The organism is Levilactobacillus andaensis (genome assembly GCF_016861695.1).
Lineage (GTDB): Bacteria > Bacillota > Bacilli > Lactobacillales > Lactobacillaceae > Levilactobacillus > Levilactobacillus andaensis.
The window spans coordinates 299,345-314,930 of the sequence record NZ_BOLP01000004.1 but is presented as its reverse complement, the minus strand read 5'-3'; the positions used below and the strand labels follow the sequence as shown (position 1 = coordinate 314,930).

Sequence of the window (15,586 nt, the reverse complement as noted above, 5' to 3'; positions counted from 1 at the left end):
TTGTTTTCGTGGAGTTTTTGTTAAGTTTGACAACTTAACGGTAACGAATAAGTCTACTGATTGAGAGGTAAACAAATGGCAAAGTACCTAGCAAAGCGGATCTTCTATCTGATCCTGACCTTATTCATTGTGATTACCGTGACGTTTTTCCTGATGAAGTTGTTGCCCGGGACGCCACTGACCAACCAAGCCAAGCTCTCTAAGAGTCAGATTCATCTGATTTACGAACAGTATGGTTTGAACAAACCGGTTTGGCAACAATACTTGCTGTACCTGGCTGGTGCGGTCAAAGGTGATTTTGGAACTTCCTTCCAATTCAGTGACCAACCCGTTTCCTACTTGATTTCAAGTCGGATCGGACCATCCTTGCAGATTGGGCTGCAAGCCATGATCGTTGGGGTCATTTTGGGAGTCATCATCGGTGCCTTCGGTGCAATGAAGCAAAACACGTGGGTTGATACGACGACCACGGTGGTTTCTATTTTAGGGATTTCAATTCCTTCCTTCGTCCTAGCCGTACTATTACAGTATTACTTAGGCTTGAAGGCTGGTTGGTTCCCAATCGCTGAATGGGGTGGCTTTATCTACACGGTATTGCCAACCTTAGCCTTGGGGGCGCAACCGTTGGCCGAGTCCGCCCGGTTCGTCCGGACCGAAATGGTCGACGTGTTGAGTTCGGATTACATTGAGTTGGCTAAGGCCAAGGGGCTGAGCAAAACCGGTGTGATCTACCACCATGCGCTTCGGAATAGTTTAATTCCGCTGATTACCATCGTGGGGCCACTGGCCGTGAACATCATGACCGGGTCCATGGTTGTTGAAAACATTTTCTCCATTCCTGGTATCGGGGAACAATTCGTCAAGTCCGTCTTGACCAACGACTACCCGACCATCATGGGCTTAACCATCGTCTATTCATTCATGTTGTGTGTCGTTCTGTTGATCACGGATATCCTTTACGGAATCGTTGACCCACGGATTCGGCTCACAGGAAAGGCTAACTAGGAGGTAAATAAATGGCAGATACAGTAAAACTCCCTGAAGATAGCTTTAAGCCAATTACGTCCGATGATCGGGCGGCGTTAGATAGTGAAAAAATTGCAGCACCTTCTCTGACCTTCGCGCAAGATGCATGGCGGCGGTTAAAGAAGAACAAGGGGGCTTGGGTCTCCTTGATCGTGCTGGTTGTCATCTTCATCATGGCCTTTGGGTCCATCTTCGTTTCACCACACGACCCGAACGCCGTGCACCCAGCCTATGCCAACTTACCCTCTAAGATTCCCGGTATTAGTATTAACGGGTTTAACGGGACCTTGGTCCAAGCTGGCGAACGGATCGACGCCTACAAGGCAGCTGGTGCCAGTGGTGCGCATTACATCATGGGGACCGACTACTTAGGTCGGGACCTGTTCTCTCGTGTTCTTTACGGGACGCGGATTTCCTTGATCATCGCGTTAGTGGCCACGTTATTTGACTTAACGATTGGGGTCACGTATGGGATGTTCTCCGGCTGGAAGGGTGGTCGCATTGATACCATCATGCAACGGATCATTGAAATCATCCTCTCCATTCCTAACTTAGTCGTTATCGTCCTGCTGATCTTGATTCTGAAGCCTGGGATGGCCTCGATCATTATCGCCATCGCGCTGACATCCTGGGTCAACATGGCCCGGCTAGTCCGAGCGCAGACGTTGGAGTTGAAGGAACAAGAATTTATCTTGGCGGCTAGAACGCTGGGTGAGCGACCGATTAAGATCGCCTTTAAACACTTGCTCCCGAACCTCTCGAGTGTCATCATTATTAATACGATGTTTACCATCCCGAACGCCATCTTCTTCGAAGCCACCTTATCCTACATTGGGATTGGGATTTCCTCACCACAGGCTTCACTAGGGACGTTGTTAAACGATGGACAGAAGAACTTCCAATTCCTGCCATATCAAATGTGGTGGCCAGCGTTGATTCTTTCCATCATCATGTTAGCCTTCAACCTCTTGGGTGATGGCTTGCGGGATGCGTTTGACCCGCGGACGAAAGAGTAGGTGAAGTCACGTCATGGATAACGAAAAAGATATTTTGGAAGTGCGCAACTTACAAGTTAACTTCAAGACCTATGCCGGTGACGTTAAGGCAATCCGGAACGTTAGCTTTGATTTACGTAAAGGGGAGACCCTGGCCATCGTTGGGGAATCCGGTTCCGGTAAATCCGTAACCACCCGGACAATCATGGGCTTGAACGCCCGGAACGCTGATATTACCAGCGGGACCATCATGTACAAGGGCGAAGACCTCTTAAAGAAGTCAGAAAAGGAAATGGAAGGCATTCGCGGCCAAGATATCGCCGAAATTTTCCAAGACCCAATGACCTCTTTGGACCCAACCATGAAGATTGGGCGGCAAATCGCCGAACCCCTGATGGTTCACAAGGGTATGAAGAAAGAAAAAGCCTTAGCACAAGCTTTGGAAATGATGAAATTAGTCGGCATCACCGACGCTGAAAACCGGATCAATGACTATCCGCACCAATTCTCAGGTGGGATGCGGCAACGAATCGTCATTGCCATTGCCTTGATCAACTACCCAGAAATTCTGATTGCCGATGAACCCACGACCGCATTGGACGTGACGATTCAGGCCCAGATTCTGAATTTGATGAAGGAATTGCAAGACAAGATCTCCACGTCGATCATTTTCATCACGCATGACTTGGGTGTCGTGGCCGGCATGGCCGACCGGGTCGCCGTCATGTATGCTGGGAAAATCGTTGAATACGGGACGGTTGATGAAATCTTCTACAACCCGAAGCACCCGTACACGTGGGGCCTGTTGAGCTCGATGCCAACACTGGACACCGGTGGCGATGAATTGCCATCGATTCCAGGGACGCCACCGGACTTATTGGATCCGCCAACTGGGGATGCCTTTGCCGCTCGGAACGCCTACGCACTGAAGATCGACACGGAACAAGAACCCCCATTCTTTAAGGTATCCGACACGCACTATGCCGCAACTTGGCTACTGCATCCGGATGCCCCTAAGGTAACGCCGCCCGACCAAATCGTCGCGCGGCAAAAGAAGTACGCTGAGATGCAAAAGAACTTGGTCAAGCAACAACGGCCAAGCATTCCAGTTGAAGAAGAGGAGGAACAGCAATAATGGACTACGAAAATGCCGAAAAAATCCTCGAGGTCAAGCACCTCAAACAGTACTTCAACGTGGGAAAGCCCGATGAAGTTCGTGCCGTTGATGATATCTCCTTCGATATCTACAAGGGTGAGACCTTTGGACTCGTTGGGGAATCCGGTTCTGGGAAGACCACGACCGGTCGGGCCATCATTCACTTGTACGAACCAACCGCTGGTGAGATTCTGTTCAACGGTAAGAACGTTGATACATTTACTAGCAAGGCCGAACAACGTGAGTTCCGCCAAGACATGCAAATGATTTTCCAAGACCCGTACGCCTCACTGAACCCGCGGATGAAGGTCAAGGACATCGTGGCCGAAGGAATCGACATCAACCATTTGGCCAAAGACGATGCTGACCGGAGTAAAAAGGTCGAGGACTTACTGGAAACGGTCGGTCTGAACAAGGACCACTCCAGTCGATATCCCCACGAATTCTCTGGTGGGCAACGTCAACGGATCGGGATTGCCCGGGCCTTGGCCGTTGATCCTAAGTTCGTGATCGCCGATGAACCCATCTCCGCTTTGGACGTGTCGATTCAAGCCCAAGTGGTCAACTTGATGAAGAAGCTTCAGCGTGAACAGGGCTTAACGTACCTGTTCATCGCCCATGACTTGTCCATGGTCAAGTACATTTCAGACCGCATTGGGGTCATGCACTACGGTCGGATGCTGGAAATCGCTGATTCTGACGAAATCTACGCCCACCCGTTGCACGATTACACCAAGAGTCTGTTGTCTGCCGTCCCAGTTCCTGATCCCGAATTCGAACGGACACGGGAAGAAATTGCGTACGATGGCAGCAACGAAAACGATGGTAAGGAACGGACGTTGGTTGAAATCGCGCCCCATCACTGGGTTCGTGCTGCCGATGATGAAATCGACATGTACACTCAGCGCGCACATGAGGCTTCATTGATTAAAAAGTAAAGTTGAAAGCACTGCGGCTGTGATGGCTGCGGTGCTTTTTCGATTGTGGTGAGGGTGGCTAAGAACGTCCGCACTCCGGCTCAGGTTGTGTTCTATCACAACAACTGCTGAAAGGCTTACGGACTCAATATCTTTGGTTCAATGGATAACGATTTCTGGATCATCTTCCTAATCGACAGAAAACTACTGTGTAAGTCCATATCTGGCGGCCGGTAAGGCGAAGGATGGACTCGGTTGCCTAATTTTTACGGTAATATCGTTGTTATACCGGGCTTAAACAGTATTGGGATGCTTCCAACTTTCAACTTGGCAAATACAGAAAAAGGCTCCGCTGACATCATCGTCGGCGGAGCCTTCACTGTAGGGATGTTATTTCACTTTACCCTCAGTATTGTTATAGTAATTGACTTTGTAGTGGCCGTCTTTCACGGTTAGCTTGGTGATACTACCGTTATCAACGGCAACGGAGACGTCGATGTCGGAATATTTTGACACGATGCTCCGGATGGTCGTACTGTGGGTGGCAATCAGGATGCGGTCGCCATCGCTGGCTGCGGCAACGACTTTGTCCAAGCCGGGTTGAACCCGTGCCCAGAACTCAGCGTTATCTTCAGCATCGCCAAAGGGGTCTTGGGCCTTGAACATGTCCTTTGTTTTTTCGATGGTGAGTTTGGCGATCATAGCGTTGAAGGAGTCCAGACCAATTGGAGTTCCCACCGTGTGCCAAGTCATGCCAGTGTCCATCCCTTCAAAGAAGCCAAAGTTTTCTTCGCGGAAGGCGGGTTCGGTCGTCAAGGCAACGGGTGTGTCATTGGCGGCTAAAATGCTCTTAGCGGTGTTTTGTGCCCGCGTGGTGTCACTAGCGTAGGCGGCAGCAAATAACAGCTTAGAGAGCCGTTCACCGGCCCGTTTGGCGTCCGCGATGCCCTTGTCGGTTAGTGGGGAGTCGGACCACCCTTGAATACGGTGGTACTTGTTTAAATAGGTTTGGCCGTGACGGACCAAGTAGATTTCAACTGATGCCATGTTTTGGTCTCCTTTGATAATAAGTTATGGGGGTGCTACGCCGTGACAAAAGTGCTTGTCGCGTGCGTATAAAGTGAATCAGTGGTGGTGACATATTCGTTTCAAATGGTGGTCACCAACGACACTAGATTGCTAGTTTAACAGTTATGACCTGGTTTTTAAATGACCTGTGAGCAGGTAAGCGGTTACTAGTGCTGATTGTTCTTAATTTAGCAATAATATCAGAATTGGTCGCAAACAACGCCGAACACTTTGCTCAATGATAGCTCATTTTAACTGATAATTTTATAATGTTGCTCATCGGTCGAAATGAGATTGTTTGTAATATTTAATCACATCGTAGATTAGCCAGTCCTAATGGGCAGAGCTCAACGTGAGCCGGAGGAGGCTAGGGATGTAGCCAGCCGTGGAAATCGTGGTAGCTGGTAGCTACCACGATGGGCGACTTTTAAGACGTGTGGTTTTCACGACTTAAAAGCGAGCGAGAGGACCGTTTCTCAGTCCGAAGCGTCCCCACAGCAGGCGGAATCCCTGGCAGCCGTAGTGCGCCAATTTCACACAATCTTTAGTTCAGAATCCCCAATTCACGCCGAATCTCTCGCGCAGTGTCGGGGCTGCTGGTGAAGATGATCCGGTCGTTGAATTTGAGTGTGGTGCTTCCAGTTGGTCGAATAAAGTGGCCTTCGCGGAAAATCTGACTGATGGTGATGTCCTTGACGAACGGCAGGTTGTGAATCTCCTGGTCGGTGTAGCGGCGGTTGCGTAGCGCGACTTCGTAGACGGCGGAGGTTGATGCCGTCAGTAGGCGTAGCGTGGTTGGGGCTTCGATCAGACTCCGGAGCATAGCGATGTTGACGTTCGGTGTGTTGTAGACTTCAATGCCGAGATCGGTCAGCTCGTCTTCCCGTGCGTCCAAGACATTGCGGTCCTCGAAGCGCACGATGACGCGGTTGACGCCATATGCTTTGGCGGCTTTGGCCAATTCATAATTTTTAGTGGCGTTGAAGTGGCCGAGCACGACGATGTCCGCATCGAACACGTCCTGGTCTTCGGCCTCCTTGGCGTCCAGCGAGGTCAGTAATTTAGCATTGACCTCGGAGTTGTACGTCTTGAAGTTGGCCTCCTTGTCGGTATACATGGTGATGTCGTACCAACTGTCGGCCAACTGCTGGGCGACGGGGACCGTGAGCAAATTGGTGCCAATAAAGTGAACGGTCGATTTCTTCAAGTCCTCGGCCTCGGCGGAATAGCCGGTGTTAAAGAGCAGCGGCCCCAGCACACAGGTGAGGATGGCGGCGAGCAGGAAGGCACCGGACTGTTGCGTGGTGACGACCTTCATGGACTTGGCAACTTGCAGGACGGCCAGGACCATAGTGATGGTTGCGGCCGAGATGGCAGTCCCAGCGAAGGCGTTACCGCGTTTGAAACGTAAGCGCAGGATGAAGTAGACCGCGACTTTTGATAGCAGATAGGCGGCAAAGAAGGCCGGAATCAGCAATAGAGTCGCCGGGTCGGCTAGCAGTGTCCGCAAATTGAGGTCGGCCCCACTCATCATGAAGAAGATGGGGATGAAAAAGCCGTACCCGATGCCGTCCAACCGAACCATGGTATCCTCTTGCGGTTGCAGGAGCTTCATGACGATGCCGGCAACGAAGGCTCCGAGAATTCCTTCGGCCCCAACGGATTCGGCGATGACGACCAGGCTAAATATCAGGAAGAACGCCAGTCGAATGTCGAGTTGGGTGGTCGATTTATTGATACTTTCAAAGAAGGTGAAGAACGGCTTGAACCGGCGGAACAACACGCCGGCAGCCAGAAAGACCAGTAGTAGGAGCCACAGGGACTTGTTACTGTTGCCGAAGATCGACGCATAGACGGTCAATGAGAACAGCGGCACGATTTCACCCAGTGCGGCCACCAACAACACAGTCTGCCCGAACGGCTTACTCAGCAGCTCCTTTTCCTTCAAGGTTGCGATGACGATTCCTAGAGAAATCGTCATGAAGATGATGGCGGCGAGCCACGGGTCCTTGAAGAGCCCGGTCCATTTACAAATGAATCCGAGCAGTAGTGAGGTCACCATGATGGCCGCGTAACTGCTGACGGCTAGAAAGACTGGCGAGTACTTGGACGCGTTGCCAGCGACCTTGGCAGCTAACGGTGTTTGGGGCCGTTTGCGCCGATTGAACAGGCTGAAGTCAATCTCCATCCCGCTGAGAAACAGGAGGAAGATGACCCCGGTGTTGGAGAGCAAAGAAAGCGTTGAATTGCTGTGGACGATGTTGAGGACACTAGGTCCCAACAAGATTCCCACGAGAATCTCCACGACGGCGGTGGGCAGGACGGTGAGCTTGAATTTCGCCATCACCAGCGGCGTCACCAACGCGGCGGTCAGAATGATTAATAAAGAAATTTGATCCATAAAATACACCCCCGAAAAAGTTCCCTTACATTATAGCAAAGTTGCCATTGATAAACTGAAATAAAGACGCCACTCGGTAGGAATTTCGGTGATAAGTGACCAACACCAGTGGGCCTAAATTTAGTGCAGTCAGTTTACTTTATTTATCCAGAAAACACGTGTAGAATGGTAAGTCGAATTATTACGTCTGCCGGCCGGTGGCTACGGGTGATGATTTTCCTGTCACGGGGGATGCACCGGTCGAATGAGATGTAAAGTTTCAGTGTCTTTGGACCCAATGATGTGGTGCCAGGACACGTTAGTTTGCCCAATTAATCGAGGAGGGATTGGCTTGCCAGATTCAATTAAGGCCCACGAACAAAAACACTTAGATGCGGTGGTTACGAAGATCAAGACCGCAGAAAAGGACGCTAAACAGCGAATCGACGTGGCTGAGGATGACGAAGCCGGGATTCGCAAGAACTTTGTCAATGACTTACGAATCAAAACAGATAGTTATGAGGGCTTGCTGGAAACGGCGCTGTCGGTGCGGCAACAGCAACAACTGTTGGCTGAACGGCAGAACAGTTGGCAACATGCGACGACGGAATTAAGCACACTTCAACGCTTGGAGAAGAAGGCTTACTTTGCCCGAATTGATTTCCAAGAAGGTCCGACCGCGAAGACCGAAACCATCTACATTGGGTTGGGGTCCTTTTCCGATACGCCCGACCATTTCTTAATTTATGACTGGCGGGCCCCCATCTCGAGCATTTACTACGATGGGGAATTGGGAAACGTGAGCTACCAAACGCCGGATGGTGAACAGACCGTCGACGTGAAGCTCAAGCGCCAATTTCAAATCGAAGACGGGACCATCGTGACCCTGTATGACACCGACCAAACGGTGACGGATCAGATGTTGCTGTCGGCATTGAGCGAGCACTCCGATACTAAGATGAAGAGTATCGTGACCACCATTCAAAAGGAACAAAACCAAATTATTCGGGATACCAAGTCCGACCTGCTATTCGTGCAGGGGGCGGCGGGATCTGGGAAAACGGCCGCTATTTTACAACGGGTCGCCTTCCTGCTGTACCGCTACCGGGGCCATTTGACGGCGGGACAGGTCATGCTGTTCTCACCTAACCAATTATTTAATGACTATATTGACCAAGTGTTGCCTGAATTAGGGGAACACAACATGGTTCAGATGACGTACTACCAGTATGCGGGACGGCGGTTGCCAAAAATCGACGTGGAAACGCTGGCGCAACGCTTTGGCGAGACCAATACACCGGCTCAAAAGAAGATCAATCAACTGAAGGGCAGTCTGGCATTCTTTGATGCGGTGACGGCCTATGCGGATCAACTGGAAAGCAGCGACATGGTCTTCAGAAACATCAAGTTCCAGGGCAAGGTCTTCATTGATAAGGAAAAAATTCAAGAAATTTACTACAGCTTCAACCGCAACTATCACTTGGGTAACCGACTCCAGGCCACGAAGGAAGCGCTGATTCGTATCTTGAATCGGCGCATCACGAGTGAAATGAAGACCAAGTGGGTTGAAGAAACCATTCAGGATATGAGTAAGGAACAACTGGATACCTTGTATGGCGAGGAACCACGGGAATTCGACTCCTCCGAAAAGGAAATGCAATTTCTGTCACGGAAGGTCGTCATGCAGGCGTTTGACCCGATTCGCAAGGCCATCGTGCGGGCACGGTTCCTGAGTATCAATAATCAATATGTCCACATGTTGCGAAACATGCCGAGCCGAATTGATTTAGCCCATGAAGGAATCTCCGTAGCTGACTGGAATGCCAGCGTCGAGGAATCTATCAGTAAGCTGAAGGATCATCGCATGCAGTTGGTCGACACGACGCCATACCTGTACTTGTACGACAAGATGACGGGGAAGGGCGGCGAGCGGGATATGCGCTACGTCTTCATGGATGAAATCCAAGACTACAACGCGTTCCAATTGGCCTTCCTGAAGTTTAGCTTCCCGCGGGCGCGCTTTACCATGCTGGGGGACCTGAACCAGGCCATTTTTACCAAGGAAAATAGTCGGACGTTGCTGCAGGAACTCAGTACGATGTTTGACCCCGACAAGACGCGGGTCATTCAGCTGACGCAGTCGTACCGGTCGACACAGCAGGTGACTGATTTCACCAAGCACATCTTGAAAAACGGTGAAGCGGTCACAGCGTTTGCCCGGGAAGGTGAACTCCCAACCATGACGCTGGCGGCGGATGAAGCGGCCGGACTGCAGCGGGTCATCGCCCAGATCAAGCAAAATGAAGAAGAGGACGAAACGACTGCCATTATTGGGAAGGACTTGGCGGATTGCCGGGACCTGACTGAAAAGCTGAAGGCGGCGGGCGTGGCGGTCACCCTGATTCAATCCGAAAACCAACGGCTGGCACCAGGAACTATTGTGGTACCATCGTTCTTGGCCAAAGGATTGGAATTCGACGGCGTTATTGTTTGGCAGGCTTCGGCTAGCCGTTACGCGGCAGAAGATGAACGGCAATTGCTGTATACCATCTGCTCACGGGCGATGCACCGACTAAGCATCGTCGGCATTGGCGAGTTCTCGCCATTACTGAGCGACGTGCCTAGTGATGAGTATGAAATGGTTTAAGTGAAATGGAAACGCGTGTCGCTGACTGAGGGGTCGGGACATGCGTTTTTTTGATTTGAGGAAGATTATTTGTGGTTGAAAATGTAGTTATGTATATTGGCTATTTAGTGGTTTGTGGGGCAATCTTTCTCTGAGAACTTTTGACACTAAAGCGGTTGTTAATGGGATGACGGTACGGTATGATTTGAAAACGAAGTAAATGAGATTTGGTGCTTTTTGAAAGTTGGAATACCGGAGTAGTGGCATTTGATTGGGGGCATTCCCTGTGAATGTGGGGAAATTGATGAAGTGATATATCGAGACAGGATAGTGACCAGGGTACAAAATAAAATTAAGTAGATTGGGAGACGAAAATCATGCCAGTGCAACCTTACACCGCTGCAAAAAAAGCAGCTAATGAAAAATGGAATCAAAAGAACAAGGAAAGAGTGCGCTATATTGATACGCGATCTAAAGCACGTAGTTTTATCAAAAAATATGCGACTGATGACGATTTACACGAGCTTTTGGATTTGATTACGGTCAAACTAACCGAAAATTCAGTGAATGAATCTTAGCTTGGAAACTGTACATTCGGACGTATTGTATTTAGAAAGTGTTTCCCTGTGAGTGCGGGGGAATTTTTGTGGGCTGTGGTCACCGGCTTTATTCAACTTGGTCTAGTAAGCGTTCCCACTTTACGATTTCTCAATGTCAGAAATGGCCGGATTTGCGGTATAATGGTGGGTAATTATTTCTATCCAAAGTTGAGGTGTCCCCATGAGTGATCCCATTAATTACAATGCATTTACCCGCGCACAGTGGCGGGCGTTTTCCGATGACGCGACCTTACCGTTGACCCAAGAAAGCCTGCGGCAAATCAAGGCGTTTAACGACCGGATTTCCCTGCAAGATGTTCAGGACGTTTATATTCCGCTGGTGCATTTATTGCACCTGGAGTTCGATCATTACCAAAAGCTCCAACAGGATAAGGCGGCCTTCCTGCAGCAGAAAAAGCACCGGGTGCCGTTCATCATCGGTATTGCCGGCAGTGTGGCGGTGGGAAAGAGCACGGCGGCACGGTTGCTTGAGGTTTTGCTCAATCACTATTTCACGGGGCAACGAATTCAGTTGATTACGACCGATGGCTTTTTGTATAGCAATGAGGAGTTGAAAAAACGAAATCTCATGGCGCGCAAAGGGTTTCCGGAAAGTTATGATATGGCCGCGTTGATTCAATTTTTAAACGCTGTGAAGGCCGGTACGCCGCTAATTAAGGCGCCGGTATATTCACATAAAGTCTATGATATCGTGCCCGACCAATTTGAGTACATCGTTCATCCGGACGTTTTAATTGTAGAGGGAATCAACACCCTCCAATTGCCTACCAATGAACAAATTTACGTCAGCGATTTTACGGATTTCTCGATTTATGTGGATGCCGAGCCAAGCTTGATTGAGAGCTGGTTCTTGGAACGCTTTGAGCTGTTATTGGAAACGGCCTTCCAGGATCCAACTAACTACTATTACCCCTATGCGATTGGTGACCACGATGAGGCGCTGGCTAAAGGAAAAGCGGTTTGGCGGGACATCGACCTGAAGAACTTGGAAGAGTACATTTTGCCAACCCGGAATCGCGCCGACATGATCATCCATAAGACCTTCCATCACCGCATCGACCGGTTGTTACTGCGAAAGTATTAGGGGGCGGTCGGATGTTACGAGATGCGACCATTGTTGATGCCGATGCTGTGGCTATGCTGGTGCTTCATGAGCTGGAGCGGCGCCAATTACGCCGACTGCGCCGAATCAGTAAGGAACAGCTCTCACAACTCCTATTTGTCGGCTACCATCAACCCCAGTTTCGCTATGGTTATCCGCAGGCTCGGGTCTATCAAAATCAGGGCGTGGCGGTCGGCGTGGCGTACGGTTATCCAGCGGCGGTTGAGCCGACGCTAGACAATCAGTGGTCAGCGCTGTTTACGCGTATGCAGGTGGCACCACCGCAGCAATTGGTGGTGCCACCCCGCGCGTTGGCCGATGAGTGGTACTTGGACTTACTAACGGTGCGGAATCGTTCCAAGGGCAAGACCTTCCAACAGAAATGGTTCGACGAATGGCTCCTGGGTGATGCGATTCACCGGGCCAAGTTGAGTGGCTGTCCCGTAATGGGGATGGACGTGCGGCCGGGAAGTTCACTGGGAACACTGGCAGCCGAGTACGGATTTGTGGCGACCCAACGGCGATTGTTGGACAGGCAAGGTTATTGTCATTTACGCCTGAAATTAACTTAGTGGTTATCCTAACGATTAAGTTTCGGTCGATGGAAGCCGGGGCAACGGGAACAAGTGGTAGTAGTGAAGGCCACCCGTAGCTTAAGGGGTGACTCAATTCTGGTGGGAATCGGTCGGATTTGCATTGACCATCGTTTGAGAAATCTGTATGATATAACCAATGTTGAAAAAGAAGAAAGGGTGAATGGCTTGGCAAACGTGGATATGTCCAAATTCGATAAGATTATCGTCTTGGACTTCGGAAGTCAATACAATCAATTGATTACGCGCCGGATTCGTGACATGGGCGTTTACTCTGAACTAAAGGCCCACACTATGAGTGCGGCTGAGATCAAGGCTTGGGGCCCCAAGGGAATTATCTTCTCCGGGGGACCAAACAGCGTGTACGACAGCAGTGCATTCAACGTTGACCCTGAGATCTTTAACCTGGGAATTCCGATTCTGGGAATCTGTTACGGGATGCAACTGATGGCCCACAGTTTAAAGGGCGGGAAAGTTGAATCCGCAGATAACCGGGAATACGGTCGCGCGGACATCACCGTGTTGAGTGATGATGCAAAGCTGTTCAAGGACACGCCAAAGACCCAGACGGTATGGATGAGTCATGGTGACTTAGTGACGCAGGTGCCAGATGGATTTGAACGCGTGGCAACGAGTGAAAATTGCCCAATTTCTGCCATGCAGGATGTTGACCGTAACTTCTACGGGATTCAATTCCACGCGGAAGTTCGTAACACGGAATACGGCAATGATATTCTGAAACACTTTGCCTTTGACGTTTGTGGTGCGGCAGCCAACTGGTCCATGGATGATTTCATCGATCTGCAAATCGAACACATCCGAGAGATGGTCGGCAACAAGCGTGTCTTGTTGGGCCTGTCCGGTGGCGTCGATTCCTCAGTGGTCGGTGTGCTCTTGCACAAGGCCATTGGGACGCAACTGACCAGTATCTTTGTGGATCATGGCCTTTTGCGAAAGGGTGAAGCCAAGCAAGTGATGGACAGTTTGGAAGGGAAGTTCGGCTTGAACATCGTGAAAGTCGATGCACAAGACCGCTTCTTGAGCAAATTGGCCGGCGTCACTGAACCTGAAAAGAAACGTAAGATTATTGGTAATGAATTTATCCAAGTCTTTAATGACGAAGCCCAAAAGCTCGATGGTATCGACTTCTTGGCTCAAGGGACGTTGTATACCGATGTGATTGAAAGTGGGACTGATACGGCACAGACTATCAAGTCCCATCATAACGTCGGTGGGTTGCCGGAAGACATGCACTTCCAGCTGATTGAACCACTGCGTTCCTTGTTCAAGGATGAAGCCCGTGAGTTGGGCGAAAAGTTGGGGATGCCAAGCGCACTCGTTTGGCGGCAACCATTCCCTGGCCCTGGTTTAGGGATTCGGGTCCTTGGTGAAATCACGCCAGAAAAGTTACAGATTGTCCGCGATAGTGACTTGATTCTGCGTGAAGAAATCAAGAAAGCCGGCCTCGACCGCGATATTTGGCAGTACTTCACGGTGCTTCCAAACATCAAGAGCGTTGGGGTCATGGGTGATGGCCGGACTTACGACTATGCCGTGGGTATCCGTGCTGTAACGTCTATCGACGGCATGACCGCTGACTTTGCCCGCATTCCGTGGGATGTTTTACAGGAGATTTCCGTCCGCATTGTCAATGAAGTGGATCACGTAAACCGTATCCTGTATGACGTTACGAGCAAGCCGCCTTCGACAATTGAATGGGAATAGGAAACTATTCTTCAAAATGACAAAATGAGTATCCAGTTTGGCATCTGCCGACTGGATATTTTTTTATTTCCAATTGAACTGTTATTTGTAAGGGTATGGCAATAATCAGAGGATTTTGATTGATGCTAAAGGAATGGAAAGGTATACTGCGAGCACAGTTGACTACAAGTTATAACTATATTTACGTGACAAGTTTTAAGTAGAAGATGGAGATAAAATGAAGAATGACTGTATTTTCTGTCAAATAATCAACGGAAAAGTTCCCAGTAAAATCATCCATGAGAATAAACACGCAATGGCCATCATGACTTTGGAGCAAGAAGTGCCTGGACACATCATCATTTTTTCTAAAAAGCATTTTGCTAGTTTGGAGGATGCAGATCAGCAATCGATGCTTGAAATTATGAAAATGGTTAAGGCAGTGGGCACTCATATTTTGGCTACCGGTTATGATAGCTATAACTTGCTGAGTGCTGACGGAAAGCCAGCTGGGCAGTCGGTTTCCCATTTTCACATCCACTTTATCCCCAGAAGAGAAAATGATGGGATAAACGCTTGGCCTGACTTTGATTATAAAAGTGATATTAACGGTGATGATGTTTTTCAGAAATTACGTTTTTAAAAGCAAACATCTGGTCACTGACTGATTTACGTTATGGAACTAATAATTATCTCGGAAGAAAGGCATTATAGATTGAAGATTCAATTCATTTTTGGATTGAATCTTTTTTCATTACAAAGACAACGATTTTATTTTCGTCACCAACAATCAAGGTGTATAACTAGAGTAACTAGAAATTAATCGTTCCCAAAAGGAGTTATCCCATCTATGTCAAAACAAATCGTCTTATACTTTTCTTGTACCGGGCATACCGCTGCCGTGGCCCAGAAGATTTCTCGCGTGACTGGCGCGCAGTTAGTGCCGATAGAACCGCAGCATCCCTACACGCCCGACGACCTCGACTGGCACAATCCGACCAGTCGGGTGTCACTCGAATCCGCCGATGATACCGTTCGACCGGCCATTCAAGTACCTAATCAGCGGTTACTTGAACAGGCTGACACCGTCTATCTTGGCGCGCCCATCTGGTGGAGTCAGGTCCCACACGTGGTCAACACCTTACTCGAAACGAATCTGCTGCGTGGCAAGACCGTCTGGCAGTTCTGCACCTCCAGTTCCACGCCAGTTGCCGTTGCTAACGACCGCTTACGTTGTGCTTATCCCAGCATCGACTGGCAACCCGGACGGCGGTTTACCCACTCAATTAACGGACAGGAAGTCGAAGCCTGGCTAAAACAGGGGCAGCATTAATTTACTCGCGTCATTCGTGGCGTCTCACAACCAATTGTCGTATAATGAGTTTATTCTAACAATTTA

At 49.5% G+C, this 15,586-nt stretch carries 13 protein-coding genes; 11 read left to right on the top strand and 2 right to left on the bottom strand.

Going from position 1 to position 15,586, the window contains the following annotated elements; translation table 11 throughout:
• The first annotated feature begins 75 nt into the window (after window positions 1-75).
• The 4 genes from opp3b to JUF10_RS04005 are packed head-to-tail and all read left to right on the top strand — an operon-like array spanning window position 76 to window position 4,115.
• Complete coding sequence (opp3b, locus tag JUF10_RS04020; protein ID WP_203640926.1) at window positions 76-1,005, top strand: oligopeptide ABC transporter permease; 930 nt, start codon at window positions 76-78, stop codon at window positions 1,003-1,005.
• A gap of 11 nt (window positions 1,006-1,016) precedes the next feature.
• Complete coding sequence (locus tag JUF10_RS04015) at window positions 1,017-2,042, top strand: ABC transporter permease (RefSeq protein ID WP_203640925.1); 1,026 nt, start codon at window positions 1,017-1,019, stop codon at window positions 2,040-2,042.
• Window positions 2,043-2,055: 13 nt separating this feature from the next.
• On the top strand, window positions 2,056-3,156 hold the full coding sequence (locus tag JUF10_RS04010; protein ID WP_203640924.1) for an ABC transporter ATP-binding protein: 1,101 nt from the start codon (window positions 2,056-2,058) through the stop codon (window positions 3,154-3,156).
• Window positions 3,156-4,115, top strand: coding sequence for an ABC transporter ATP-binding protein (locus JUF10_RS04005; protein WP_203640923.1), 960 nt, complete (start codon window positions 3,156-3,158; stop codon window positions 4,113-4,115). Before JUF10_RS04010 ends, JUF10_RS04005 begins: the two co-directional genes overlap by 1 nt.
• A gap of 369 nt (window positions 4,116-4,484) precedes the next feature.
• On the opposite strand, the gene JUF10_RS04000 is transcribed toward JUF10_RS04005, so the two are convergent.
• Window positions 4,485-5,141, bottom strand: a complete 657-nt coding sequence (locus JUF10_RS04000) for a histidine phosphatase family protein (protein ID WP_203640922.1) — start codon at window positions 5,139-5,141, stop codon at window positions 4,485-4,487.
• Between the two features lie 565 nt (window positions 5,142-5,706).
• A complete protein-coding gene (locus JUF10_RS03995) occupies window positions 5,707-7,563 on the bottom strand; it encodes a cation:proton antiporter domain-containing protein (protein WP_203640921.1) in 1,857 nt (618 codons plus the stop codon).
• Between the two features lie 331 nt (window positions 7,564-7,894).
• On the opposite strand from JUF10_RS03995, the gene helD reads away from it, so the two are divergent.
• From helD to JUF10_RS03960, 7 genes are all read left to right on the top strand, one after another.
• Window positions 7,895-10,189 (top strand): RNA polymerase recycling motor HelD, encoded by a 2,295-nt coding sequence (gene helD / locus JUF10_RS03990; protein ID WP_203640920.1) that lies wholly within the window; start codon window positions 7,895-7,897, stop codon window positions 10,187-10,189.
• Window positions 10,190-10,545: 356 nt separating this feature from the next.
• The gene (locus JUF10_RS03985) at window positions 10,546-10,746 is read left to right on the top strand and encodes a hypothetical protein (protein ID WP_203640919.1); all 201 of its coding nucleotides are present in this window, start codon (window positions 10,546-10,548) and stop codon (window positions 10,744-10,746) included.
• Between the two features lie 202 nt (window positions 10,747-10,948).
• Window positions 10,949-11,872 (top strand): type I pantothenate kinase, encoded by a 924-nt coding sequence (gene coaA / locus JUF10_RS03980; RefSeq protein WP_203640918.1) that lies wholly within the window; start codon window positions 10,949-10,951, stop codon window positions 11,870-11,872.
• 11 nt (window positions 11,873-11,883) lie between these two features.
• The gene (locus JUF10_RS03975) at window positions 11,884-12,462 is read left to right on the top strand and encodes a hypothetical protein (protein WP_203640917.1); all 579 of its coding nucleotides are present in this window, start codon (window positions 11,884-11,886) and stop codon (window positions 12,460-12,462) included.
• Between the two features lie 204 nt (window positions 12,463-12,666).
• Window positions 12,667-14,208, top strand: coding sequence for a glutamine-hydrolyzing GMP synthase (guaA, locus tag JUF10_RS03970; RefSeq protein WP_203641089.1), 1,542 nt, complete (start codon window positions 12,667-12,669; stop codon window positions 14,206-14,208).
• Window positions 14,209-14,425: 217 nt separating this feature from the next.
• Complete coding sequence (locus tag JUF10_RS03965; protein ID WP_203640916.1) at window positions 14,426-14,830, top strand: HIT family protein; 405 nt, start codon at window positions 14,426-14,428, stop codon at window positions 14,828-14,830.
• Between the two features lie 207 nt (window positions 14,831-15,037).
• Window positions 15,038-15,520, top strand: coding sequence for a flavodoxin (locus JUF10_RS03960; protein ID WP_203640915.1), 483 nt, complete (start codon window positions 15,038-15,040; stop codon window positions 15,518-15,520).
• The last annotated feature ends 66 nt before the right edge of the window (window positions 15,521-15,586 follow it).

Excerpts from the sequence above, each read along its gene's own strand:
- JUF10_RS03960 (WP_203640915.1), top strand. The coding sequence starts at position 15,038 with ATGTCAAAACAAATCGTCTTATACTTTTCTTGTACCGGGCATACCGCT.
- JUF10_RS04005 (WP_203640923.1), top strand. The coding sequence starts at position 3,156 with ATGGACTACGAAAATGCCGAAAAAATCCTCGAGGTCAAGCACCTCAAA.
- opp3b (WP_203640926.1), top strand. The coding sequence starts at position 76 with ATGGCAAAGTACCTAGCAAAGCGGATCTTCTATCTGATCCTGACCTTA.
- JUF10_RS03985 (WP_203640919.1), top strand. The coding sequence starts at position 10,546 with ATGCCAGTGCAACCTTACACCGCTGCAAAAAAAGCAGCTAATGAAAAA.
- JUF10_RS03995 (WP_203640921.1), bottom strand. The coding sequence starts at position 7,563 with ATGGATCAAATTTCTTTATTAATCATTCTGACCGCCGCGTTGGTGACG.
- guaA (WP_203641089.1), top strand. The coding sequence starts at position 12,667 with ATGTCCAAATTCGATAAGATTATCGTCTTGGACTTCGGAAGTCAATAC.
- JUF10_RS03965 (WP_203640916.1), top strand. The coding sequence starts at position 14,426 with ATGAAGAATGACTGTATTTTCTGTCAAATAATCAACGGAAAAGTTCCC.
- JUF10_RS03975 (WP_203640917.1), top strand. The coding sequence starts at position 11,884 with ATGTTACGAGATGCGACCATTGTTGATGCCGATGCTGTGGCTATGCTG.
- JUF10_RS04010 (WP_203640924.1), top strand. The coding sequence starts at position 2,056 with ATGGATAACGAAAAAGATATTTTGGAAGTGCGCAACTTACAAGTTAAC.
- JUF10_RS04000 (WP_203640922.1), bottom strand. The coding sequence starts at position 5,141 with ATGGCATCAGTTGAAATCTACTTGGTCCGTCACGGCCAAACCTATTTA.
- JUF10_RS04015 (WP_203640925.1), top strand. The coding sequence starts at position 1,017 with ATGGCAGATACAGTAAAACTCCCTGAAGATAGCTTTAAGCCAATTACG.
- coaA (WP_203640918.1), top strand. The coding sequence starts at position 10,949 with ATGAGTGATCCCATTAATTACAATGCATTTACCCGCGCACAGTGGCGG.